The 23,961-nt window shown below is 60.8% G+C and carries 19 protein-coding genes and 1 tRNA gene; 8 read left to right on the top strand and 12 right to left on the bottom strand.

Annotated elements, in window-relative coordinates; genetic code table 11:
* Window positions 1–125 precede the first annotated feature (125 nt).
* Window positions 126–1,241 (bottom strand): tRNA guanosine(34) transglycosylase Tgt, encoded by a 1,116-nt coding sequence (gene tgt / locus AWR36_RS13410; protein ID WP_067085867.1) that lies wholly within the window; start codon window positions 1,239–1,241, stop codon window positions 126–128.
* 60 nt (window positions 1,242–1,301) lie between these two features.
* Window positions 1,302–2,342, bottom strand: coding sequence for a tRNA preQ1(34) S-adenosylmethionine ribosyltransferase-isomerase QueA (queA, locus tag AWR36_RS13405; protein WP_067085864.1), 1,041 nt, complete (start codon window positions 2,340–2,342; stop codon window positions 1,302–1,304).
* A gap of 140 nt (window positions 2,343–2,482) precedes the next feature.
* Here queA and AWR36_RS13400 point away from each other — a divergent pair.
* Window positions 2,483–2,569 (top strand) — tRNA-Leu (locus AWR36_RS13400).
* 1,446 nt (window positions 2,570–4,015) lie between these two features.
* On the opposite strand, the gene AWR36_RS13390 is transcribed toward AWR36_RS13400, so the two are convergent.
* From AWR36_RS13390 to AWR36_RS13360, 7 genes are all read right to left on the bottom strand, one after another.
* Complete coding sequence (locus tag AWR36_RS13390) at window positions 4,016–5,047, bottom strand: zinc-binding dehydrogenase (protein ID WP_067085858.1); 1,032 nt, start codon at window positions 5,045–5,047, stop codon at window positions 4,016–4,018.
* A gap of 17 nt (window positions 5,048–5,064) precedes the next feature.
* On the bottom strand, window positions 5,065–5,730 hold the full coding sequence (locus tag AWR36_RS13385) for a peroxiredoxin family protein (RefSeq protein ID WP_067085855.1): 666 nt from the start codon (window positions 5,728–5,730) through the stop codon (window positions 5,065–5,067).
* 58 nt (window positions 5,731–5,788) lie between these two features.
* Window positions 5,789–6,988 (bottom strand): multidrug effflux MFS transporter, encoded by a 1,200-nt coding sequence (locus AWR36_RS13380; protein ID WP_067085852.1) that lies wholly within the window; start codon window positions 6,986–6,988, stop codon window positions 5,789–5,791.
* A gap of 97 nt (window positions 6,989–7,085) precedes the next feature.
* On the bottom strand, window positions 7,086–7,529 hold the full coding sequence (locus AWR36_RS13375; protein WP_067085850.1) for a potassium channel family protein: 444 nt from the start codon (window positions 7,527–7,529) through the stop codon (window positions 7,086–7,088).
* Window position 7,530: 1 nt separating this feature from the next.
* Window positions 7,531–7,986 (bottom strand): tRNA adenosine(34) deaminase TadA, encoded by a 456-nt coding sequence (gene tadA, locus AWR36_RS13370; protein WP_067085847.1) that lies wholly within the window; start codon window positions 7,984–7,986, stop codon window positions 7,531–7,533.
* Window positions 7,987–8,033: 47 nt separating this feature from the next.
* A complete protein-coding gene (locus tag AWR36_RS13365) occupies window positions 8,034–8,837 on the bottom strand; it encodes a putative RNA methyltransferase (protein WP_067085844.1) in 804 nt (267 codons plus the stop codon).
* A complete protein-coding gene (locus AWR36_RS13360) occupies window positions 8,837–10,465 on the bottom strand; it encodes a GMC family oxidoreductase (protein WP_067085841.1) in 1,629 nt (542 codons plus the stop codon). Before AWR36_RS13360 ends, AWR36_RS13365 begins: the two co-directional genes overlap by 1 nt.
* An 88-nt stretch (window positions 10,466–10,553) precedes the next feature.
* On the opposite strand from AWR36_RS13360, the gene AWR36_RS13355 reads away from it, so the two are divergent.
* A complete protein-coding gene (locus AWR36_RS13355) occupies window positions 10,554–11,249 on the top strand; it encodes a class I SAM-dependent methyltransferase (protein WP_067085838.1) in 696 nt (231 codons plus the stop codon).
* Between the two features lie 52 nt (window positions 11,250–11,301).
* Here AWR36_RS13355 and AWR36_RS13350 read toward each other — a convergent pair whose 3' ends face one another.
* On the bottom strand, window positions 11,302–13,998 hold the full coding sequence (locus AWR36_RS13350) for a family 20 glycosylhydrolase (protein WP_067085835.1): 2,697 nt from the start codon (window positions 13,996–13,998) through the stop codon (window positions 11,302–11,304).
* A 420-nt stretch (window positions 13,999–14,418) separates the two neighbouring features.
* On the opposite strand from AWR36_RS13350, the gene AWR36_RS13345 reads away from it, so the two are divergent.
* Complete coding sequence (locus AWR36_RS13345; RefSeq protein ID WP_067085832.1) at window positions 14,419–14,907, top strand: hypothetical protein; 489 nt, start codon at window positions 14,419–14,421, stop codon at window positions 14,905–14,907.
* A gap of 118 nt (window positions 14,908–15,025) precedes the next feature.
* Window positions 15,026–15,520, top strand: coding sequence for an RDD family protein (locus AWR36_RS13340; protein ID WP_067085829.1), 495 nt, complete (start codon window positions 15,026–15,028; stop codon window positions 15,518–15,520).
* A 42-nt stretch (window positions 15,521–15,562) separates the two neighbouring features.
* Here AWR36_RS13340 and lptG read toward each other — a convergent pair whose 3' ends face one another.
* On the bottom strand, window positions 15,563–16,624 hold the full coding sequence (gene lptG, locus AWR36_RS13335) for an LPS export ABC transporter permease LptG (RefSeq protein ID WP_067085826.1): 1,062 nt from the start codon (window positions 16,622–16,624) through the stop codon (window positions 15,563–15,565).
* Complete coding sequence (gene lptF, locus AWR36_RS13330) at window positions 16,617–17,762, bottom strand: LPS export ABC transporter permease LptF (RefSeq protein ID WP_067085823.1); 1,146 nt, start codon at window positions 17,760–17,762, stop codon at window positions 16,617–16,619. The genes lptG and lptF overlap by 8 nt, the downstream gene beginning before the upstream one ends.
* Before the next feature lie 207 nt (window positions 17,763–17,969).
* On the opposite strand from lptF, the gene AWR36_RS13325 reads away from it, so the two are divergent.
* From AWR36_RS13325 to AWR36_RS13310, 4 genes are all read left to right on the top strand, one after another.
* Window positions 17,970–19,436, top strand: a complete 1,467-nt coding sequence (locus AWR36_RS13325) for a leucyl aminopeptidase (protein ID WP_067085821.1) — start codon at window positions 17,970–17,972, stop codon at window positions 19,434–19,436.
* 180 nt (window positions 19,437–19,616) lie between these two features.
* Window positions 19,617–20,045, top strand: a complete 429-nt coding sequence (locus AWR36_RS13320; protein WP_067085818.1) for a DNA polymerase III subunit chi — start codon at window positions 19,617–19,619, stop codon at window positions 20,043–20,045.
* Window positions 20,046–20,069: 24 nt separating this feature from the next.
* A complete protein-coding gene (locus tag AWR36_RS13315; RefSeq protein ID WP_067085816.1) occupies window positions 20,070–20,960 on the top strand; it encodes a hypothetical protein in 891 nt (296 codons plus the stop codon).
* Window positions 20,961–21,154: 194 nt separating this feature from the next.
* Window positions 21,155–23,926, top strand: a complete 2,772-nt coding sequence (locus tag AWR36_RS13310) for a valine--tRNA ligase (RefSeq protein ID WP_067085813.1) — start codon at window positions 21,155–21,157, stop codon at window positions 23,924–23,926.
* Window positions 23,927–23,961: the final 35 nt, after the last annotated feature.

Below are 23,961 nucleotides of genomic sequence, written 5' to 3'. Positions count from 1 at the left end.
TAAATCTTGGCAATGTCGGAGGATATGCGGGCGCCTCAGCCAGAATGCAAGGCGCGGCCGTCCCCAAGTGGGGGCCGATTATACGGGGATCACCTGAGGGTACAAATGGCGGGCCCGCGGGGCCCTCAGCCCAGCGGCGGCACCTCGCGGCCCAGCCGCTTGTAGAACGCCGCCACGTAAGTCTCCAGCTCGCCGGCGGCAATAGCATCCCGGAGGTGCTGCATCAGGCGCTGGTAATGGCGCAGGTTGTGAATGGTATTGAGCTGGGAGCCGAGGATCTCGCCACAGCGATCCAGATGGTGCAGGTAACTGCGGGAGAAGTGCTGGCAGGTATAGCAGTCGCAGTCCTCCTCCAGCGGGCGCGTGTCGTGGCGGTGCTTGGCATTGCGGATCTTCACCACCCCCTCGAAGGTGAACAGATGGCCGTTGCGGGCGTTGCGGGTGGGCATCACGCAGTCGAACATATCCACGCCGCGGCGCACCGCCTCGACGATATCTTCCGGCTTGCCTACCCCCATCAGGTAGCGGGGCTTGTCTGCCGGCATCTTGTGGGCCAGGTGATCCAGTACCTTGATCATCTCGTCCTTGGGCTCACCCACTGACAGGCCGCCGATGGCGTAGCCGTCAAAGCCGATCTCGGTCAGCCCGCGCAGGGAAACATCCCGCAACTCCGGATACATGCCCCCCTGCACGATCCCGAACAGCGCCGACGGACTGTCGCCGTGGGCATTCTTCGAGCGCTCGGCCCAGCGCAGGGATAGCTCCATGGACTTGCTCGCCTCGTCCGGTGTGGCCGGGTAAGGGGTACACTCATCGAAGATCATCACGATATCGGAGCCCAGTGAGCGCTGCACGCGCATGGACTCTTCCGGATCCATAAACACCGGACTGCCGTCAACGGGAGACTTGAAAGACACCCCTTCCTCGGTGATCTTGCGCATCTTGCCCAGGCTGAATACCTGGAAACCACCGGAATCCGTCAGGATCGGACCCTGCCACTGCATGAAATCGTGCAGGTCCCCATGTTCCTCGATCACCTCGGTACCGGGGCGCAGCATCAGGTGGAAGGTGTTGCCGAGAATGATATGGGCACCGATGGCCTCCACATCCCGGGGCAACATGCCTTTGACCGTACCGTAGGTACCCACCGGCATAAAGGCCGGGGTCTCCACCACCCCACGGGGAAAACGCAGCCGCCCGCGGCGGGCCTTGCCGTCGCTGGTGTCCAGTTCAAACTGCATAAAACATTCGCGGCTCAAGGGTCTCTCCTCGGTCTATTCCATTGCACTGGGTGCGGCCATTCACCAGGGGCTGACATTGGGATTGCGGCTGATCAACATGGCATCGCCGTAACTGAAGAAGCGATAGCGCTCCCGCACCGCCTCCCGATAGGCATTCATGGTCTGCTCGTAACCGGCAAAAGCGCTCACCAGCATCATCAGGGTGGACTCGGGCAGGTGGAAATTGGTGATCAGTCGGTCCACCACCTGGAACTGGTAGCCGGGGTAGATGAAGATATCGGTCTCCCCCACCGTCGGTTTCAGCTCGCCACTGGCGGCGGCGCTCTCCAGGGCGCGCACACTGGTGGTACCCACGGCAATCACCTTTCCGCCGCGGGCGCGGCAATCCGCTACCGCCCTGCAGACAGACTCGGGGACGTTCAATACCTCGCTGTGCATCTGGTGCTCGTGGATATCGTCCACCCGCACCGGCTGGAACGTGCCCGCGCCCACGTGCAGGGTCACGAAAGCGGTTTCCACCCCCATATCGCGCAGGGTATCGAGCATCTCCTCATCGAAATGCAGTCCGGCCGTGGGCGCAGCAACGGCACCGGCCTCGCGGTTATAAACGGTCTGGTAGCGCTCGCGATCCGCCTCGTCATCCGGGCGGTCGATATAGGGCGGCAGCGGCATATGGCCGAGGCGCTCCAGCACCGGCAAGGCACCTTCCGACGGGAAGGCCAGCTCGAACAGCGCATCGTGGCGGGCCACCATCTCCAGTGCAGTGTCATCCTCCAGCAGGATGCGGGTACCCGGCTTTGGCGACTTGCTGGAGCGGATATGGGCCAGCGCCCTGCCCTCGTCCAGCACCCGCTCGATCAGGATCTCCAGCTTGCCACCACTCTCCTTGCGGCCAAACAGCCGCGCCGGAATAACCCGGGTATCGTTGAACACCAGCAGGTCGCCGGACTGCACCAGCTGGGGCAGTTCCAGGAACTTGCGGTGATCCACGGCTCCCGTAGGGCCATCGAGGCACAACAGGCGGCTGCCGCGGCGCTCCCTGGCGGGGGCACGGGCTATGAGCTCATCGGGCAAATCGAAATGGAAATCCTGGCGACGCATGGCTTCAGTTTAGGAGGTTGGAAATCGGCCGCGAAGATTAACGGAAACCCCCGCCAGCGCCAAATCCGGTTGACCGGCTCCAGTCCATGGCTATAATCACCCCCCTGTCCGAGGCACCCCAAACCACGCCTCGAGCCGCTGCCAGAGTGGTGAAATTGGTAGACACAGGGGATTCAAAATCCCCCGGGGTAAAACCCGTGCCGGTTCGAGTCCGGCCTCTGGTACCAAATTAAAAAAGCCCGCCATGCGCGGGCTTTTTTAATTTGGAATCGGGGTGTCGGCGAGAACCGGCACTCCGGTTCGACCAACCGCGCCAGCGGTTAGGACGCCGAAGGCGCCCGAAGGGGCGCATCGGCAAAGCCGATGCGATCAGTCCGGCCGGTAGAAGAACCCTGAAACCTCTGCCAAAACGATTCCTTTCTCTTTAGTAACGAAAGTCGGTAACCGATTGCGCCCACGACGCAATCAACAACGAGCAACCGCAGGTTGCGAAGCCCGAAGGGCCAAAAAAGCCAAAGCTTTTTTGGTTAGTCCGGCCGCCTCCCCTGCAAAGCCCCCGCATCGCATGCCTTCTTTGTCTGGCAGCAGAGACCGGCGACCCCTTGCGTCCATGACGCGATCAACAATGAGCAGCTGGCTACAGCTGCGAAACTCGAAGGGCCCAAAAGGCCTTAGAGTTATTGGTTTGAACACCAACCCGGTTCGATTTACTTTGCCTTACCTCCACGACAGACGCCACCAAAGCGAATTCACCAGCAAAACAATCGCCAAAAGACAGAGTATATTAGCGCCTCTTAAAAATATGATTCAGTAAAGACATTGCAAAAAACACTACAAGAACCAACACATACCCAAAGAGAAGCACAGGTGAGGACACATAGTTCCACGCCATGTCCCCAGTGAAACTCTCCAACGCTCCTTTCGAGACAAGCGCCAACAAAAAACTGGAAGTTATGATGGAAAAATAGAAAAAATTAGCAACAACAAAAAGGCGCAAAAAAGAAATTTCAGCTATTCTCAACCTCTATTCCCCTGCATGATATCGAAATACTAGCTGCAATGATCGAATTGTTTAAACGCCGCACTCCTTAAACTCTCAAAACAAACCCAGCGATAACTACCCTATATGCGGGTAACACGACATGCTGACGCTTTTCATATGCAACAGGAGCTAAGTCGCTTTTGAAAAAATGCTCCAAACCGCTGAGCTTTGCTCACCCCCCATGCTCGCCCCCCATGCTCGCCCCCCATGCTCGCCCCTCCAAAGCTAACGCACTCTGAAAAAACATACTATGCGTTGCCATATAATTAGAGTTAAAGCGACAACAAAGCCACATTCAATATAAAGCCGCTCTCTCCCAGACTGAAACCAATCAAAATAAACACCCAGCCGATAAAAAGTCTCAAACAAGACCCCAAGTATTGCGATACTGACAGCCAGAGGGTTCGCAACAAGAATGAAAAAAAATAACTTTTCAGCCAATTTGATAACAGACATCATTACTCAACCAAACAAACTAGACTGAGTCTAAAAAGAAGAAAAAATTTCAACTACATATCCTCAACAAGAAACCAGCAAACAAAAATCCCTAGCGAGATTCGCTACCGCAGTTTGACCAAGCACTTCTCCACCGTAATCAACAACGGGCAACCAATAGACTGCAAAGCTAGAGTCACCTTCCCCCAACATTCAATACCACCTTCCCCACCGAACCCCCACTCCGCAAACACTCAACCGCCTCATGCGCCTGCTCAAACCCAAACTCATGCCCGACATGCGGCGCCGGCAAGTCTAAACCTGCGCAGCCATCCAACAACGCATCAAACAGCGACTGCTCCTGCCACAACCAGATCAGGTTGAAAGCCAACACCGAGCGATTGCTGCTGATCATCTCCATGACGTCGTAGCGGGGTCGAGTCAGGTAAAGCCAGGCGGCCTTGAGCCAATTGGGCTTGTCGCCGGGAGTGAATTCGGCAGCCCCAAACACCACCAACCTGCCGGTCGGTGCCAGCGACTGGAAGGACTGCTTTTGCACCTTGCCACCGATGCCATCCAGCACCGCGTGCAGGGGGCGGCCAGCGAGAGTAGTTTTTAACTGTGAGGCAAAGTTCGGTCCGCGCACGATAACCTCATCGAAACCCTGCTCCCGCAGAAATTGACGCTTTCCGGCGGAGCCGACAGTGCCGATGGGAGTCGCTCCGAGTTGACGCAGCATGCGCATGGCCTGCAGACCCACACCGCCAGCAGCACTGTGGACAAGAACCACCTGCCCGGGCTTCACCGCCCCGAGATCATTCAGTGCGTAATAGGCCGTCAGGCTCTGTACCGGGAAGGCCGCGCCCTCGGCAAAGCGCCAGCCCGACGGCATCTTCCGGCAGTGCTGGGGCGGTACATCCAGACAGTCCGCGTAGCCACCAAAGCGGATGCAGCCGTACACGCGGTCACCCACTGCCAGGTCTGTATTTGCCTTCTCGCCGATCTCAGTAACACGACCGGCAAACTCCAGGCCGGGAATAAAACTGCCCTCCGGGGTTGCCGAATACAGTCCCGTCAGCGCAAAGATATCGGCAAAATTGAGTCCGACGGATTTGACGTCGATACGGACGTTGTCGGCCGCGAGTGATGCCAGCGGCTCCTCAACGAGGCGCAGGTCGCTGATCGCGCCGGCCTTCTGTGTACGCCACACGCGTCGGGTTTTACTCATCTGCCGTTACTGCCCGCTCAACCATCCGCTCTCGAGTCCAGCATTGCCAGCAACTGCGCAACACTGGGGCGCGTCTTGTAATCTTCGGATACATGGGCCCACTGGACGATGCCATTACCGTCCACCAGAAAGACCCCCGGGGCGGCGATCTTATGGTGATCCCGGCCGGACCAGTCTTCCAGCACAATGCCGTAACCGCGGTATTTTTCTGCGGTGGCATCGTCGATCTGTACCACCACATCGAAAGCCTCGTGGGCCTTCAGGTCCGGGTCGGACAATACCGGGAAGGGAATTTCGTAGGTAGCCTGGGCGATGGCACTGGCATCAGGCTTGTCCGCGCTGATCAGCACCGGCGTTACGCCGCGGCGCTCGAATTCAGGCCACGCCTCCGTCAGCTGCCGAATCTGCGTATTGCAGTAGGGGCACCAGCCGCCGCGGTAGAACACCACCAGGACCGGTGCCTGCCCCAGCAGCCGGGTCAGCGCCATGGATTCGCCTTTGTGGGTGGTCACAGAAAAAGCGGGCACTTTTTCTCCAACAGCAACGCCGGTGTCACTCTGCCCCAGGGAACTGATATCAGCCTCCTGCAATGCCGGCAGTCGATCCGGCAGCTCCAGCTCCTGTGCCGTTAGGGGTGCGGCGAGCAATAACGCGCAGATCAGGGTCGCGATGGTTTGGGTCATGAGCGCTTCCTGCTTTTTTGATGAGTGTTTTTTAGGAATCGTGTGTGGTGTGGCGGTCTCAGGCCTCGGTAGCCAGCTGTGGGCCTACCCGTAACGTCATGATGGAAAGACACTGTGCCAGCAGAGCACACGTCATGATACCGGCCACCAGCGGCAATGGTTCACCTTCGAAAAACAAACTCACCAGAACGATACCAACCGCACCGAGCAACATCTGCAATGCACCGCCCAGTGCTGCAGCGGTACCGGCGATAGGGCCGTGCGCCTCCAGCGACAGAACCATGGTGGTGGGCACCACCAGTCCCAGAAATGCGTTACTGATCATCAGCATGGTAACCAGCAGTGGGAAGCTATCGGCACCGAGGGAAAACAGCACAAACATGGCCGTCGCACTGGTGGCGAAACCGGCCACGGCCCGCTTTACCACCACCACCTGCCCAAGACGCTCCCCCAGGGTAGCGGCGAACTGGCTGGCGATAAAAAAGCCGACGGCATTGAGGGAAAACGCCAGGCTGAACTGGGTTGGCGTCAGGCCATAGTGCCCGGTGTAAATAAAAGATGAGGTGGACAAAAAGATAAAAAAGCTTGCCATGCCGAGCCCACCGATGGCGGTGAGGCCCATATAGCCACGATCGCGGAAGAGACTGCGGAAAGCGCGCACCATGGCCGAAAAGCGGAAGGGCACCCGGTGCTTCTCCGCCAGCGTTTCCGGCAGGCTCCAGAATGCCAGCGCCAGCCCGAGCAACGCAGCCAGGCCCACCGAGACAAACACCGCTGGCCAGCCGAATGGTGCAATCACCAGGCTCCCCACCAGCGGTGCCAGCATCGGCGAGATGGAAATCACCAGCATCACCGTGGTCATCAGGCGCGTGGCCCGGGTGCCGGTGTAACAGTCGCGGATCACCGCACGGGGGATGGACATACCCGCCGCGGCACCAATGCCCTGCAGGAACCGCAGTGCGATCAACCACTCGATGGAAGTTGCCAGGGCGCAGCCGATGGAAGCCGCAGCAAATAAGCCCAGACCGAAATAGAGGGGAGGCTTGCGCCCGAACATATCCGCCGCCGGGCCGTAGAACAGCTGGCTGACGCCAAAGGCGATGAAAAACGACATCAGGGTGTACTGGGTCAGCTCAACCGGCGCGTCCAGGCTCTCGGCGATCTGCGGCAGGGCGGGAAGGTACATATCGATGGCGAAAGGGCCAACGCAACTGAGCAGGCCCAGGATCAGGGCCATCTTGATAAAACCGGGGTTCATGACTGCTACAAACCTTGCCTGCCCCGGGCTTCACTTGCGGAGCATTGATAATTCTTTATGGGCAAGCGGTCGGCTGGATAACCGCTATTGGCGGTGCCTAGCGGGCATCGCCATTCTGTCTGTTCACCCAGTATTTCTGCATCTTCAGGAACATGAACGAAGCCGTCCAGGTGATCATCACCAGCCCTGTCAGGGCCTCCAAGCCGGCCGTGAACCGCAGGTGCCCCAGGGGCTCGATGTCACCGAAGCCGAGCGACGTGTAGGTGGTAAAGGAGAAATAAGCACAGTCGATCAGGCTGCCGTCAAAATTTCCCTGCATGGTCTCAAAAGCATCCGAGTGCACCATGTAGTAATACCCCAGGGCAAACAGCCAGATCTCAACCACGTGGGCAATCAGTGCACCGAAGACACCGATCAACAGGCCGAGGTGACGGTGTAGTGTCAGCCTCTGGCCAATCCGGAACAGGCCGTTCAGGGCCTCGTGATGAATCACCACGACGACGGCAACCAGTAACGAATTGATCAGAAATGCCAGTGCCATCTCAGCGCCTGCCCTGGAAAAACTCCCTTACAAGGTCACCGCCCTCATCGGCCATGACCCCACCCTCAACAGCGATACGGTGGTTGAAGAAAGCCGCCTGACCCAGCTGGAGCTGACTCTCCACCACACCAGCGCGGGGCTCGGTGGCACCATAAACCAACCTTGCGATACGCGCATGCACCATGGCCCCAAAGCACATGGTACAGGGTTCTATGGTGACGTACAGGGTGGCCTCGGGCAGGCGGTAGTTGCCGGTACGCTCCGCGGCGCGGCGGAGGGCAACGATCTCGGCATGGGCACTGGGATCACAGTTGCCGATGGGACGATTGCTGCCCTCGCCGATAATCTCCCCGCTCTGCACTACCACGGCCCCGACGGGGACTTCGCCCCGCTCAGCGGCAATTTCCGCCAGCTCAAGGGCGCGCTGCATATATCCGTAATCTCTCGGGGTTGCCATCGGCAGGGTACTTCCAGCTCAGTCTATCGATTTGTTGTTCTAAGGGCTTATTTGCGGCACACCATGCGCCGAACGACAAAGTCTGCCTCCAGGCGCAAACGCTCGCGCTGCTCCAGCTCTGCCCGCGCCTGCGGATCGCCCTTCCACGCGAAAGGTGTCATTGACAGGAAATCGGTGATTGCCTCCGGGCCGTCCAGGGTAAACAGAAAACAGCAGCGCAGCTCCACTTCCGGCACGAAACCCTGCAGGGGCTTCGGCGGTTCGTGTCGCCGCGGCTCCCTGTACAGGGCCCCCTTGAGAGACCACAGGTGTTCCGGACCCGGTGCCACATCGACGATCGATCCTCCCGGGTTGACCACGCGGCTCAGCTCCTCTGCATCACCGGGGGCAAAAACCCGGAGAATATGGTCAACGCTGTCCTCGGCCACCGGCAGGTCGAAGTTCCCCGCCACCACATACTGGCTGCCGGGCTGGCTTTTGGCCGCCATACGCACACCGGCCTTGGCAATATCGACACCAGCCAGCGCATCTGCCGGCCAACCGGCCGCGCACAGTTGCCGTGTGTAATACCCTTCGCCGCAGCCCACATCGAGCAGCTGTCGGCCAGACTCAAACGGCAGCAGGGCAGCAATTGCTTCCACCAGCGGTCGGTAGTGGCCGGCTTCGAGAAAGTGCCGGCGCGCCCGCAACATATCGGCGCTGTCGCCCGGCTCTTTTGAATGCTTGCGCTGCACCGGCAGCAGGTTGACGTAGCCCTCGCGGGCGCGGTCGAACAGATGGCCGTTGCCGCAATGCCAGCTCTCATCACGGCACTCCAGGGGCAAGCGACAAATGGGGCAGTGCCAGATCATTACAGTTCCACTGTTTCCAGGTCGACAGCCGCGGACGTCTCCTTTTTCAGGATCAGGTCCGCCGCCTTTTCTGCGATGGCAATAACCGGTGCATTGGTGTTGCCGCTTACCAGAGTCGGCATTATGGAGGCGTCCACCACCCGCAGTCCATCCACGCCGCGGACCCGCAGCTGGGCATCGACCACAGCGTCATCATCACTGCCCATTTTGCAGGTACCCACGGGATGATAGATGGTTTCCGCATGCTGGCGGATGAAGGACTCGATATCTTTGCGCTTGCTCAGGGCCTTTTCAGGGCTCCAGAGCCGCTTCTGGTAACGCTTCAGTTCTTCCTGCTGGAGAATTTCCCAGGCCATCTCGTACCCCTCCACCAATACCTGCAAATCGTCCGCGTCGCTGAGGTAATTGGGCTGAATGCGCGGCAGGTCCCTGGGATTGCGGCTTGCCAGCGTAATCTCGCCGCGACTTTTCGGACGCAGCGCGCAGGCGTGTAGCGAATAGCCATATCCGCGCTGTTTTTTCAGGCCATGCTCAAAAAGTGGCGCTGCGGTGAAATGGAACTGAACGTCCGGGTGGGCACCGGCCAGGCTGGAACTGGCAAAACCGCCGGCTTCCGCCACGTTGTTGGTCAGCGGCCCACGGTTGGCCAACAGGAACTCCGGCAGGTGCGCCGCATTTTTCAGCATGGCCCCGAACGCGGTGGAGAATGTGACCGGGGCTGACGCCTCTACCACCTGCGTCACATCCAGGTGGTCCTGCAGGTTGCGCCCCACCCCGGGCAGGTGTGCCTGGGGCACAATGCCCATTTTTTTCAGGGCAGTCTCATCCCCGATGCCGGAGAGCATCAGTAGCTGCGGTGACTGGATCGCCCCGGCGCACAGAAGCACCTCACGGTTGGCCAGAATGCGGTGGCCATTCAGCATCTCGACGCCCACGACCCGATCACCGCGGAATATCAGTCGGGCAGCCTGGCTTTTGGTGAAGACACTGAGGTTAGGCCGGTTTTTTACCGGGTGGAGATAGGCCCGCGCGGAGGAACAGCGCCGACCGCGCTTCTGGGTCACCTGGTAAAATCCCACCCCGCTCTGCCGGCTGCCGTTGAAGTCGCTGTTGTGACGGTGCCCTGCCGCCTGGCCGGCACGCACAAAGGCCTTGCCGGATTCCGTGCGCCACTTTAGATCCGATACCGCCAGAGGGCCATAACCACTGTGGTAGGCATCGCTGCCTCGCTCATTGCCCTCAGCCAACAGGAAGTATGGCAACAGGTCACGCCATCCCCACCCGGGGTTGCCTGCAGCTTCCCAGGCATCGTAGTCGGCGCCATTACCGCGGATGTAAATCATCGCGTTGATCGCGCTACTGCCACCCAGGGTCCGCCCGCGGGGCCAGAACAGGCGCCGGTCATTCAGCTCCGCCTGCGGCTCGGTGTAATGATGCAGGTTATGGCCCTTGCCCGGCACCAGGTAACTGATACCCGCCGGCATCTGTATCAGCAGGCTGCGGTCCGATTTTCCGGCCTCCAGCAGGCAGACCCGGTGCTTTTCATCGGCACTCAGCCGATTTGCCAGTACGCAGCCGGCGGAACCACCGCCGACAATGACATAATCAAAGATCATTTCACGGGGCATATCGTTATCTCTCTTATTCCCTCTCCCTCGGTACACTGGGACACTACACCCAGCTTTGGGGATTTCCTACCGGAGCGCAGCACAGATCATGACCGATTCCGAATTCAGCGACGAAAAAGTCCTGCGCAGCTGGCGACGCAACGCTGCACCATGGCAACGGGCCATCGAGGGTGCCGAAATCGGCAGTCGGGTCCGCATAACCGATGGTGCAATTGTAGCCGCCGCTATGGGGCTCCGGCCGCGCACGGCACTGGATATCGGCTGTGGTGAGGGATGGCTCTGTCGCGCGCTGTCGGCGCAGGGCGTTGAGATGTGGGGAGTGGACGCAATCGAGGAACTGGTGGCGGCGGCCCGTGCCCGCTCACAGGCCGGGAGCCATTTCCTGCAACTGCGCTATGACGAGCTGGAAAGCGGATGCTTCCCGTCCCGCTTCGACCTGCTGGTATGCAACTTTTCCCTGATCGGGCGGCAATCGGTGGAACAGGTGCTGGCCGCGGCCCCGACATTGCTCCAGCCCGGGGGCCACTTACTGATCCAGACACTGCATCCCTGGACCACAGCCAATGGGAACTACCGCAGCGGCTGGCGCCCAGGCTCCTGGCAGGGGTTCAACGAGGAATTCTGCGACCCGCCACCCTGGTATTTCCGCACGCTCGCAGACTGGATGGCGCTACTGGATGAGAAGGGCCTGAGACTGGTGCGCCTGCAAGAACCCCTGGATCCGGAGACAGGCAGCCCCGCCTCCGTGATCTTTACCGCCCATCCCGAGGATAGCGGCTATTAGTTAGTATCCGCTATGCTGAGCCCCTGACGCCCGCCGGGAAGCGGGCGTCGGATTAACGGCTCGCAGTCTCTGCGGCTGCCGGCAAATCCACCGCCCGGCCGGCACGATGGCCATCGGCACTGCGCGCCCGCACCGACAGGATATTGGCATTAGCTGCTGCATTCTCCACCGGCAGCCAGCGCTCGTCATCAAACACCTCCACCGGCAGACCCGGGAAAGGCACGGCAGTTTGCAGCTCACCATTCAACCGTACGGCGCCCGGTACCGGCACGCGGTAGCCCACACCGGCGCGATCCAGTTTGAGCAGTTCCTTGTGGCCCAGGGTGGCAGCAAACTCCGCCCAGTCACGGGCCAGTGCGGCTTTGTCCACCAGATCGGTTTCCGCCGAGAAGGTCTGGCCCTCCTGCGGTGACAGCTCCCAGGAGGCGCGGTGCCAGGCCCGCTCCGCCAGGGCCAGCAAGCGCGGATACACCATGTATTCTACCCGGGCATCAGTGCGCACTACCTCGCTCCACAGCTGCCCCTGGATCCCCCGCACATGCTCGACGAATTCAGCCGGGGCAGAGCTGGCGGACCAGCCGTTGCCGTCACGGTCGGTAGACACCTCCGCCAGCTGCGCCGTGTTGAGCGGCGCGTAGCTGAAGGTCTTCTCGGTATCGATATAACGGGAGGCCCAGTAGTAGCCGCTCTCCTTCGGATCCACCTCGTACGGCATATCGAAGTAAAGGAAATCGGAATGGGACTGCACCACGTCGAAGCCGGACTCGGCCAGGTGCACACTCTCATCTCCACCGCCCCAGAACAGCGGCCCCCAGGAATTGGCGTAGTTGTCGCTGGTAGCGAGTTCCGCAGCGGCCTCGTCGATTCGCTTAACGCCATCGTTCCAGGCGGCCATGGTGGCAATACCGGCATCAGCCAGCAGCACGCTCACGCGCTTGGCATAGTGCTCACCGAGCTTGTCCATGGATTCCACGCTGCCCTCCGCCACCAACTTCTGGCATTGCGGCGAATCGCTCCAGGGCTGTTTGCGGGCGGAGGCGGGTACGTCGCCTTTTTCCGGATCGCTGCCGGGCGCGTTCTCAAAGCTGCCGCTGGCGAGGATATTGACGGCTTCATCACCACCAAAGTGCCAGGTCTCCAGTGGTACACCGGCAACAGCGTGCATGGCCTGCACCTCGCGAATCAGCTTGTTCACGAAGCGGTAAGTGGAATCGATACAGGGGTTGATGTAGCTGTCGTTATAGAACTGCACGGACAGGTATTCAGTGTCGTCCTCCGGGTCGATCAGCCGGTACTCGCTGGCCTGCTCCGGCGCGCTCTCTGCCAGGCGGCGGTAGCGGGCTTCCATCGCCACCACGGCAGCGCGGGCGTGGGCCGGCATATCAAACTCAGGCACGACTTCGATATGCCGCGCGGCGGCATAGCGCAGGATCTCGACATAGTCATCGACGGAAAAGTAACCACTGCCGTTGTTATCGGTACTGGGACCGGAGCCCAGCTGTGGCAGCAGGCACTGGTCCTCATTCAGGTCGAAGCAGCGGCGCCCCCCCACCTCAGTCAGCTCCGGCAACCCGGGAATCTCCAGCCGCCAGCCCTCGTCATCGGACAGGTGGAAGTGAAAGCGATTCAGCTTGTAGGCGGCCATCTGCTCCAGCATCCGCAGTACTACGGCCTTGGTGTGGAAGTTGCGCCCTACGTCCAGGAACATGCCGCGGTGCTCGAAACGGGGCGCATCCTCCACCACCACCCGGGCCAGGGTCTGCTGCCGGACGTCTGCCAGCGCTAGCAAAGACTGCAGCCCGTAAAAGGCGCCGGCCTGGTCGTAACCGACGATTCGGGCACCTTCTGATTGTGTCTCCAGCTGATAGGCACCGGAGACGCTGTCCGCGAATGCCGCCGGATCAATGGAGACCTTTACGGGATAAGCAGCCTCGTTACCGCCGCCCGCCAGGCCGAGAGTTTCCAGGCGCCCTTCGATCACAGCGAGACTCTGGTCGTCCAGCGATCCCGGCATCAGGGCGATGCCGCTGCCGATCTCCACCGGCTCGCCAACAACCTTGGTCTTCAGGGGACGGGGAATAATGCGCTCACGCCAGGAATCCACCTGGGCGCTGGCCTCCGCGGTGAAGTCTGCATAGCGACTGGCGGCATCGGCCAGGACGTTGGCATCCGCGGCGGTGCGCTTCCAGTTGTCCGGGTCATTCTTGCCGATGGGCTTCACCAGCCCCTCGATGCTGTCGCGGTCCGTGGACGCGATCACCAGTGCCTCGCCATCGGCACCCACTACGAACAGCCGGGGCATAAAGTCCGACTCGAACTGCATCCAGTTCTCTGCCAGAAAATCCAGCTCCAGAGTCTCGCCGGCGGCAATACCAGCGAAATGCGCATTGGGCTTCAGCCGGTGCAGATCCCCCTTTACATGCTCCACCTTGAAATCGTCCCGGTTAAGCAGGCTGAAGGTGCGGCGAATGCTGTGAAAGTACAGTGTCCAGTCCCGCTCACTGGCGGCGATCGCCATGCCGCCATTGGTCAGGCTGATGCGGTAAGTGGAACAAATGGCACCACTGCCCCCTGCGCGCTTGCAGTCTGCCCGCAGCGCCTTGTCTACCCCCTGGAAGTTGGTGAGTACCTCCAGGCTGACAGTGAAGTGGTCGGCGATACGCTGTGCGGCAGGCGGTGGCGTCTCTTGCGACTGACCGCAGGCGGCTACCAGCAGTGCCAGTGCGATTATGGTGAGTAAACGGTGCATAGGGCTTCTGACTGTTATTGGTTATGAGCTCGACAGCTTTCCATTCTGCTTCAGCGCAGCAAAAAAGACAACGCTGTCATGCAGGTGCAGCAAGAGGAATCGCGCGCCAATCGCTATGGTGCTGCGTTGGCGCCTCCTAGATTAAATTTGCATATCAACGTTTTTTGCGCCGCGTGCGAGGTGATAAAAAACAATGGCGCGGGGCTTGTCTCGGTCACGGAATTTTGGACAACAATAAACGGGTCCAGCGCTCATGCGGCCTGTGACGCAATGACCAAATTCCACACAAAGTCCACAGATCAGGCTTGCACTGCTCGTGGTGGATATGAGATACAACAGTTCGAAACGGGTGAACCATAATAAATTCAGCGGCTGTTCATACACCGCACAGGAAGAAGTAAACACCCTGGGGTAGATCCAATGGAACTCTGCAGCAATCGCTTTCGCGTCAGCCGACACCTCCCGTACGTGTTCGCCCTGTTTTTGTCGCCCATTTCCACCCATTGCCTCGCCGACGAACTGTTCATCCCCGATTCCAACACTGCTTTGAACCTGCAGGCCGACAACGCCTTCTTCGTCGACAGTGCTTTCGGCATGGACAATACCGCCCTCTACGAGGCAGCGGATAATCTGCGTAACAACTCCATGGGCAATGTGCAGCGCCAGCTGAATTACCAGTGGCTGCAAATGTACACCAATCCGGATGAATTTGAGCCCACCACCGGCGGCAAGGCCGTCAATGAGATCCTCAAGATGGGTTGGCGCACCTGGCGGGAACAGAACCGTCGCAGCAACAGCAACGGTCTGCTCCGCTACACCGACGGCCACGGCAAGATCGGCCAGGCCTTCGATTACGATGTGCGCCTCTCCGACGACAAGTTCAAGTTCTCTTTCGAATACGAGTTCTGATACTCGACTGCCGGACACGGAAGTCCGCTCCGCGCACTGAAACATCCCCCCCACCCCCACCACGCCCCCGCCTTTGATAGAATCTGCCGCCACAACACCAGATCTGGCGGAGTAACCCGTGACGCAACAACAGTCCCCTACCAGTTTCACTGAACTGCCATATGCCGGTGTAGGCAGACGCCTGGCAGCACTGGTCTATGACCTGCTGATACTCGGGGGGTTGCTGGTGGTCTATGGATTCCTGGCAATGATGGTCGCATCCGTGTTCGGCGGACTGGACTGCCGCCCGGACGAGCTGGATTACAGCCCCTGCGTCAGCGGGCCGCTGCTGCAGGCCGGGATGATCCTGGTTGTCGCCGGATACTATTTCTGGTCCTGGCGGGGTGCCGGACAGACCATTGGCATGCGCGCCTGGCGGTTGATGGTTGCCAGCCCGGAGGGTGTGCAATTGAGCTGGACACAGTGCGTGATGCGCGCCCTGGTCGCCCCGGTGTCTATTGCGGTCTTCGGAGCGGGATATTTCTGGGGCTGGACGCGGACAGACCGGGCCAGCTGGCACGACCTGGCATCCGACTCCCAGGTCCGGCTGCTACCCAAGCCCACCAAGAAATAGGCGGGCGAGGATTCAGCAGACCAGAACTAACCGACAGGCGGGCTAGCGCGCCCGCCGCAACAGCATCCAGCCCACCGCAAAGCACAGCAGGATGGGCACGAGCACGGCGATAAAGGGCGGGAAGCCGAACACCACGGATGACGGCCCGAGCATGTCCTGCAAGGTCTGGAACACGATGCCCACGATCACCCCGGTAAACACCCGCAGGCCGGTGGTCACCTCACGCAAGGGACCGAAAATGAAGGAAATGGCTACCATCACCAGGCTGGCAATGGTCAGAGGCTGCAGCAGCTTCTTCCAGAACTGCAGCCAGTAGCGGCTGGCATCCTGGGCCTTGCGATCCAGGAAGCGGCCGTAGGACCAGAGACTGCTGGGTGAAAGATCTGACGGCAGCGGCACTACCAGAGAGAACAGCTGCGGCGAGATATCAGTCTGCCAGGTTCCCCGCTCACGGGCATCACTCTCCACAAATTCCTCGGAGAAGCGTGTGGCGCGGCTGTTGTTCAGTATCCACTTGTCCTCCGCAAACTGCGCTCGCTCGGCGAACTCCACCCATTCCAGCTCACGCTCTCCGCCGAAGTGATAGCGGGTAATACCGTACAGGCGACCGCCGGAGAGGGCGGCATTGAAGTGGATAAACTCATCCCCGTCGCGCATCCACATGCCGCTCTCGAGTCCTGCGTCTTCCAGATCGCCAAGGGCAATCGCCTTGCGGCTCTCTGCGGTCTGGTTGGTAATGGGCACCACAAACTCCGCCAAGGCCAGCCCAAGGGCAATCAGCAGGATCACAGGTTTCATCACGGCCCAGGCGATCCGCCCGATGGACACCCCGGCTGCGCGCATCACCGTCAGCTCGCTGGTCCCGGCCAGGGTGCCGAGGCCGACCATGCAACCGACCAGGGCCGAAAAGCCCAGCTGTTCGTAGAGGCGCCCGGGGATGGTCCAGATGACATACTGGATCACCTGGGCGGTCTGATACTCCGCATCCATCTCGCCCAGTTCATCGACGATGGCGAAAATGATGTCCAGACCGAGGATCACCATCAGCACGGCGCCGATGGCCATCGCGACAGTGCGGCCCACATACCAGTCGAGCTTATGCATCGCGGGCCTCCGGATCTGCCGCGGGCGCGCCATCGGCGGGACTGCGCTTGGGTCGTCGACCCCAATTGCGCCCACCCAACAGCAACAGCCCCAGGATCAGGAACGGGGGATGGACCAGCCAGATGGCCGCTGGATTTTCGATCTTTCCATCCTCCACTGCACCGCGCACGCCCTGCAGCAATACCAGGTAAACCATATAAAGCAGGATGGCCGGGATCATCTTCGCGTAACGCCCCTGCCGCGGGTTGGTACGGCTCAATGGCACGGCCAGCACTGCCACTACCAGCACCAGTAGCGGCAGGCTGAAGCGCCAGTGCAGGAAGGCCCGCTCCTCGCGCCCGTCACTGCGCAACAGGTCCAGCGTCGAGGCGGCCTCAATCCGGTCACTCTGGCTCTGGCGCAGCCGTGGGATATCCAGCAGGATCTCGTAACTGTCGAACTTCATCACCCGGTAGTCCCGCTGCCCCGGCACACCCTCGTAGCGGTAACCATCCCTCAGCACCAGGTAACGCAGGCCCGTGTCGGCATCGATCTGCTGTACCCCCTCGCGGGCAAAATGCACGATCTGGTAATCCGTCTCGGTGTCTGCACGAGTTGATCCCAGCTCTGCCAGGAAAACGTCATACATGGTGGATTTGTCTTCACTCAGGGCGTCGGCGTAATAAACCGCCCGGTCCCCTTCCGTGGAAACAAATTTCTTTGGCACAAGATGATCGAATTCGTTGCGGGATTTGTCCGCGGTCAACAGACCGGAGGAGCGCTCTGCACCGGTGGGTGTGAAGTAGAGACTCATCGCCCCCACCACCAGTGCCACCAGCAGCGCCGGCGCCAGGGTGTAGGTCAACAGGCGGCGCTCGCTGAAGCCACAGGCATGCAGCACCGTCATTTCGCTTTCTATATAGAGGCGCCCGTAGGCGAGCAGGATGCCGACGAAGAATCCCAGCGGCAGGACCAGCTCGAGAAATCCAGGCAGGCGATACCCCATCAGGGAAAAGAGGATACCGGCGGACAGGTCCCCGGCAGCCGCCTCGGCCAGGTATTTGACGAAACGGCCGCTCATCACCATCAGCAGCAACACGGCGCTGACTGCCAGCGTGGCGAAAAGCAGCTCGCGGCAGAGGTAACGGAAGATAATCACAGGATAAACGCGTTCCTTGGTGACAGCGGAGACTGGGAGTCTGGATCAAATTTGATCAAGTTTCCGGCCTGTGCAGCAATCCAGGCCGCCAGGGGTTAAACTTGTGCCCGCATTATCGCCAAAATTATTTCCGATGTCTCGGTCGCGAGGCATCCCCGCGGATTGAGCGTGGGTAAAGAGTGGGTAAACAGAGAAGGAAAAGGAATCATGCAGTTCTCCGCCAAGGTCTCCGAAGCCAGCAAACAGCGCACCGCCTGCGCCATCATCCCTGTGGATGCCAAGAGCCGTCTCACTGCCAGCGGCAAGGCCCTCGATGAGGCCTGCGGTGGCGCTATCGGCAAACTGCTCAAGCGCAACGACCTGGGCAGCAAACTCGGTGCCACCCAACTGCTGTCCATGACCGAAGGCCCGGCAGAGCGAGTCCTGCTGGTGCGCAGTGGTGAGGGCGTTCTCAGCCAGGCAGACTTCCGCAAGCTGGCCGGCGCCAGTGCCCAGGCGGTGAAAGGCTATAAAGACGCATTCAGCTACCTGACCGAACTGGAAGTCGCCGACGCTGACAGCGCCTGGCAGGCACAGCAGCTGGCACTGGCAGCAGGCCTGGCATGCTACAAGTTCACCCGCTGCCTGAGCGATGCCAAGCCGAACCCGCTGGCAAAGTTCCAGGTGCATGCTCCGGAAAAGAAGCAGCTGAGCGCCGTCAAGAAGGGTGTCGCCATGGGCGCAGCCCAAGCCACCGGCAGCAATGTGGCCCGCGAGCTCGGTAACCTGCCGGGCAATATCTGTACACCGACGTATCTCGTCGGCCAGGCCAAGGAGCTGGCGAAAAAGCACGCAAAAATCACCACCTCCGTGGTCGACGCCAAGAAAATGCAGTCTCTCGGCATGGGCGCCTTCATGAGTGTGGCCAAGGGCAGCGACGAGCCGCCGGCATTGATCGCCATGCAGTACAAAGGCGGCAAGGCCAACCAGAAGCCCGTAGTACTGGTGGGCAAGGGCATCACCTTTGACACCGGCGGCATCAGCCTGAAGCCGGGTCAGGCCATGAACGAGATGAAGTTCGATATGTGTGGCGCCGCCAGCGTCTTCGGCGTCATGGCCGCCCTGGCAGAGCTGGAACCCGCCATCAACGTGGTCTGCCTGGTTGCCGCCGCAGAGAATATGCCCAGTGGCCGCGCCAGCAAGCCGGGTGATGTGGTCACCTCCATGTCCGGCAAGACCATCGAGATCCTCAACACCGATGCCGAGGGCCGACTGGTGCTCTGTGACGCGCTGACCTACGCGGCCAAGTTCAAGCCGGAAGTGGTGATTGATGTGGCCACCCTGACCGGTGCCTGCGTGATCGCACTGGGTAACCACGCCACAGGCCTGTATGCCAACGAGGACGAGCTGGCCCAATCGCTTATCGCCGCCGGCGAGCGCACCGGTGACCGCGCCTGGCGGATGCCGCTGTGGGACGAATACCAGCCGATGCTGGATTCCAATTTTGCCGATATGCAGAACATCGGTGGCCGCGAGGCGGGCTCAGTAACCGCCGCCTGCTTCCTGTCACGCTTCGCCGAAGACTACACCTGGGCCCACCTGGATATTGCCGGCAGCGCCTGGAATTCCGGCGGCAACAAGGGCGCCACCGGTCGACCGGTACCACTGCTGATGGAATACCTGCTCAATAAATAAGCAGAATTAAAGTCGGCGCAGGCAGTTCGGCAGGGCCCCGGCGGCCCTGCCTCCGGCAGCGTTTTACAAGATGCGCTGTGCGTACATGCAGGGCGGCTTTTTGCTGCCGTAAAACGCTATCAGCACCACGCCATTTCCATAGTGTCAGCCGCCACTAATCAGGTACCGAACCAGGAAGCCATGACCCGCATCGACTTCTATATCCTCTCCTCCGATACCCTCGAATCCGGTGATCACTTCGCCTGCCGGCTGGCCGAGAAGGCCCACCGGGCCGGCCTGCGGGTACTGGTGGCGGTGGACAACGCCGAGCGGGCCGAGGCGCTGGACAAGCTGCTGTGGACTTTCCGCGAGGACGCCTTCCTGCCCCATGACCGTCAACAGGCCGAAAAACAGGCCGCGGTGGAAATCAATTGTGGCGAGGACCCGGGTGCCCACCACGGCCTGCTGATCAATCTCTGCAGCGAGGTGCCCGGGTGGTTCAGCCGCTTCGAACGCCTGGCCGAGATTGTGGTGCAGCAGCCCGAAGCCCTGGCCCGGTCGCGCCAGCGCTACAGCTACTTTCGCGACCGCGGATATCCGTTACAATCCCATCGCATCAGTAACCACTAACTCCGCTCCCTCGGAACGCAGCAGATGGCCGGTAAAAAGCACAAGCACAGACAGCGCCAACAACAGCGCGGCAACTCCACCGAGTTGCTGGACGAACTGAGCTCCCTGCGCGATTTGCTCGGCACCGACGATCTGGGCGAAATCCCCATATTGGACCAGGTGGCAGAGCCCGCCCCGGTGACAGCGCCGCGCCAGGCAAAGGCAACGCCCCCCGAGCGCCAGCCCGTGCAGGAGCCGCTCGACGAGAGCGATCTGCCCATTCTCTTCTCCCCGGTGGATGAGGAATTGCCGGAGGACATCAGTCCCGAGCTCAACGAGGCCGACCGTGCCTTGCTGCGCCCGTTGCAGGACCTGCCCTCCCCGCCTGCGGCAGACCAGGCGGTGACCGTAGATAGCAAGCGCAAACTCCAGCCCGCGGAGCAACAGAGCGATCTGTTCGATCCCCCCGCACCCAAACCCGCGGAGAATCCCTTTCTGCCGGCGCATATTCGCGCCCGCCTGACCGGCGGCAGAGTACCGCGGGATCCGGAACCGGCCGAGGAAGCCCAGTCACCACCGGCCAAAATCGATACCGACGTTGAACTGCTACCGGAACCTGCCCTCGAGCCCCAGGCAAAAGAGCACGAGCATGAGCATGAGCAGGAAACGGCCGTCACTGACGCCTTACGAGAAATGGAACAGGAGGCCGCAAGCAGGCTGGCGGAGGGTGCCCTGCCCACCGCAGCGGAAGCATCGGCTGCCTCAGCAGAAGACGCCCCGCTGGAGCAGGACCCGCAAGCCGAGCGCGCGCGCGAGCGTGCCCAGCAGCGCCAGAAACTGGTTGACCGCCTGGTGGCCAGCCAGCTACCGGAGCTGGAGCGCCAGCTGCGTGCCCGCATCGAGCTGATGATTGACGAGCTGGAAGCCAAACGCTGAATCCACCGCCGGCTCCCGATTCAGCATCTGCCTCACGCAGCGCATACGAACATTGGCGCCCTTCGGCTGTCTCCTCCCTTTTGCCGCCCCCGGCCGCGGCGGTATAATTCCCGCCTTTTTCGGCGCAGTGACCGCCCTGCCCTTGCGGCAACCAAGGCGCCAGCAGTCAGTCAACACAAGGTTTCCCCACCCGTATGGACAAGACATACCAGCCCAACGCCATCGAACAGCAGTGGTACAAGACCTGGGAAGAGAGCGGCTACTTCAAGCCCAGCGGCGACACCCAGGCCGATCCGTACTGCATCATGATCCCGCCGCCGAATGTCACCGGCAGCCTGCATATGGGCCACGGTTTTCAGGAATCCATCATGGACGCGCTGATCCGCTATCACCGCATGCAGGGCGACAACACCCTGTGGCAGGTTGGCACGGACCACGCCGGTATTGCCACCCAGATGGTGGTGGAGCGTCTGCTGGCCGCGGAGGGCACCAACCGCCACGAGCTGGGCCGTGACAAATTCATCGAAAAAGTCTGGGAGTGGAAGGAACAGTCCGGCGGCAACATCACCCGCCAGCTGCGCCGCCTGGGTGCCAGCCCCGACTGGTCCCGCGAGCGCTTCACCATGGACGACGGCTTCTACAAGGCGGTGCAGGAAGTCTTTATCCGCCTGTATGAAGACGACCTGATCTACCGCGGCAAGCGCCTGGTGAACTGGGACCCGAAACTGCACACCGCCATCTCCGACCTCGAAGTACTGAACGAGGAAGAACAGGGCCACCTGTGGCACTTCCGCTACCCGCTGGCGGACGGCTCCGGCCACCTGGTCGTCGCCACTACCCGCCCGGAAACCATGCTCGGCGATACCGCTGTGGCAGTGCACCCGGAGGACGAGCGTTACCAGCACCTGATCGGCAAAACCATCAAACTGCCGCTGGCGGATCGCGAAATTCCCATCATCGGCGACGACTATGTCGACCGCGAGTTCGGTACCGGCTGTGTGAAGATCACCCCGGCCCACGACTTCAACGACTATGAGATGGGCCAGCGCCACAATCTCGAGATGATCAACATCCTCGATGCGGACGCCAACCTGAACGACGCCGTGCCGGAGAAATACCGCGGCATGGAGCGCTTTGCGGCGCGCACGCAGGTCGTCGACGACCTGGACGCCCTGGGCCTGCTGGAAAAAACCGAACCCCATACCCTGAAAGTGCCCCGCGGTGACCGATCCGGCGTCGTGATCGAGCCGTGGCTCACTGACCAGTGGTACGTAAAAACCCAGCCGCTGGCCGATGAGGCGATCAAGGCCGTCGAAGATGGCAGCGTCAACTTCGTACCGAAAAACTACGAGAACATGTACTTCTCGTGGATGCGCGATATCCAGGACTGGTGTATCTCCCGCCAGCTGTGGTGGGGCCACCGGATTCCCGCCTGGTACGACGATAATGGCAACGTTTACGTGGGCCGCAGCGAAGAGGAAGTGCGCCAGAAGCACAACCTGGGCGATATCGCCCTGCGCCAGGATGAAGATGTACTCGACACCTGGTTCTCTTCCGGCCTGTGGACCTTCGGCACCCTGGGCTGGCCCGAGGAGACCGAAGAGCTGAAGACCTTCCACCCCACCTCGGTGCTGGTGACCGGCTTCGACATCATCTTCTTCTGGGTCGCCCGGATGATGATGCTGACCCTCTACTTCAAGAAGGAAGTGCCCTTCCATACCGTCTACGTACACGGCCTGGTGCGCGACAGCCATGGCCAGAAGATGTCCAAGTCAAAGGGCAACGTGCTCGACCCCATCGACCTGATCGACGGGATCGACCTGGAGAGCCTGGTACAGAAGCGCACCACCGGCATGATGCAGCCGCACCTGCGTGAGAAGATCGAAAAGCAGACCCGCAAGGAATTCCCGGAGGGCATCGCCCCCTACGGCACCGACGCCCTGCGCTACACCTATTACTCACTGGCCTCGACCGGTCGCGACATCAAGTTTGATGTGGGGCGTATCGAGGGCTTCCGCAATTTCTGTAACAAAATCTGGAACGCGTCCCGCTACGTCCTGCAGAACTGCGAAGGTCACGACTGCGGCCAGGATGGCAGCGGCGACTTCGAGCTGTCCCTCGCCGACCGCTGGATCATCTCCCAGCTGCAGCGCACCGAGAAGACCGTACGCGAAGCCATGGACAGCTACCGCTTCGACCTCGCCTCACAGGCACTGTACGACTTTATCTGGGCCGAATACTGCAGCTGGTACCTGGAACTCTCCAAGCCGGTGCTGTGGGACGAGTCCGCGTCCGCTGCGGTGAAGAAAGGCACGCGCCGCACCCTGATCCGCGTACTGGAGACCGTCCTGCGCCTGGCGCACCCGATGATGCCGTACATTACCGAGGAGATCTGGCAGCGGGTGAAGGACCTGGCCGGCAAGAGCGGCGATACCGTCATGCTGCAGCCGTATCCGGAAGCGGACGAAAACCGCATCGACACCGAGGCAGAGGCTGCCATCGCGGCGCTCAAGCAGGTGATCGAGGGCGTGCGCAATATCCGCGGCGAGATGAACATCTCCCCGGCGAAAAAGATTCCACTGATTCTGCGCGGCGGCAGTGCAGAGGACCGTCAGAACCTCGACAATGCCCGTTCGCTGATGATCAAGCTGGCCAGCCTGGAGTCCGTCTCCTGGCTGAACGCCGGCGAGACCGCCCCGGCTTCCGCCACCGCCCTGGCGGGCGATGTGGAGCTGCTGGTACCCATGGCGGGCCTGATCGATGTGGCTGCAGAATCCGCCCGCTTGCAGAAGGAAATCGACAAGCTGGCGAAGGAACTGGCCCGTGTCGAAGGCAAGCTGAAGAACCCGAAGTTTGTCGACAAGGCGCCTGAGGCAGTGGTCGAGAAGGAGCGAGGGAAGCTGGCCGAGATGCAAAGTGCTCAGAATCGCCTGCAGCAGCAGCTGGAGGAAATCTCCAAGCTCTGATCACTACCGCAGCTGATCAATGACAAGCAAAAGGG

The organism is Microbulbifer flavimaris, assembly GCF_001641755.2.
GTDB classification, from domain to species: Bacteria; Pseudomonadota; Gammaproteobacteria; order Pseudomonadales; family Cellvibrionaceae; genus Microbulbifer; species Microbulbifer flavimaris.
Note: the sequence above shows the minus strand (reverse complement) of the source record. Positions and strands in the feature narration are given on the sequence as shown.

Excerpts from the sequence above, each read along its gene's own strand:
- tgt (WP_067085867.1), bottom strand. The coding sequence starts at position 1,241 with ATGCAGTTTGAACTGGACACCAGCGACGGCAAGGCCCGCCGCGGGCGG.
- queA (WP_067085864.1), bottom strand. The coding sequence starts at position 2,342 with ATGCGTCGCCAGGATTTCCATTTCGATTTGCCCGATGAGCTCATAGCC.
- AWR36_RS13390 (WP_067085858.1), bottom strand. The coding sequence starts at position 5,047 with ATGAGTAAAACCCGACGCGTGTGGCGTACACAGAAGGCCGGCGCGATC.
- AWR36_RS13385 (WP_067085855.1), bottom strand. The coding sequence starts at position 5,730 with ATGACCCAAACCATCGCGACCCTGATCTGCGCGTTATTGCTCGCCGCA.
- AWR36_RS13380 (WP_067085852.1), bottom strand. The coding sequence starts at position 6,988 with ATGAACCCCGGTTTTATCAAGATGGCCCTGATCCTGGGCCTGCTCAGT.
- AWR36_RS13375 (WP_067085850.1), bottom strand. The coding sequence starts at position 7,529 with ATGGCACTGGCATTTCTGATCAATTCGTTACTGGTTGCCGTCGTCGTG.
- tadA (WP_067085847.1), bottom strand. The coding sequence starts at position 7,986 with ATGGCAACCCCGAGAGATTACGGATATATGCAGCGCGCCCTTGAGCTG.
- AWR36_RS13365 (WP_067085844.1), bottom strand. The coding sequence starts at position 8,837 with ATGATCTGGCACTGCCCCATTTGTCGCTTGCCCCTGGAGTGCCGTGAT.
- AWR36_RS13360 (WP_067085841.1), bottom strand. The coding sequence starts at position 10,465 with ATGCCCCGTGAAATGATCTTTGATTATGTCATTGTCGGCGGTGGTTCC.
- AWR36_RS13355 (WP_067085838.1), top strand. The coding sequence starts at position 10,554 with ATGACCGATTCCGAATTCAGCGACGAAAAAGTCCTGCGCAGCTGGCGA.
- AWR36_RS13350 (WP_067085835.1), bottom strand. The coding sequence starts at position 13,998 with ATGCACCGTTTACTCACCATAATCGCACTGGCACTGCTGGTAGCCGCC.
- AWR36_RS13345 (WP_067085832.1), top strand. The coding sequence starts at position 14,419 with ATGGAACTCTGCAGCAATCGCTTTCGCGTCAGCCGACACCTCCCGTAC.
- lptG (WP_067085826.1), bottom strand. The coding sequence starts at position 16,624 with ATGCATAAGCTCGACTGGTATGTGGGCCGCACTGTCGCGATGGCCATC.
- AWR36_RS13325 (WP_067085821.1), top strand. The coding sequence starts at position 17,970 with ATGCAGTTCTCCGCCAAGGTCTCCGAAGCCAGCAAACAGCGCACCGCC.
- AWR36_RS13320 (WP_067085818.1), top strand. The coding sequence starts at position 19,617 with ATGACCCGCATCGACTTCTATATCCTCTCCTCCGATACCCTCGAATCC.
- AWR36_RS13315 (WP_067085816.1), top strand. The coding sequence starts at position 20,070 with ATGGCCGGTAAAAAGCACAAGCACAGACAGCGCCAACAACAGCGCGGC.
- AWR36_RS13310 (WP_067085813.1), top strand. The coding sequence starts at position 21,155 with ATGGACAAGACATACCAGCCCAACGCCATCGAACAGCAGTGGTACAAG.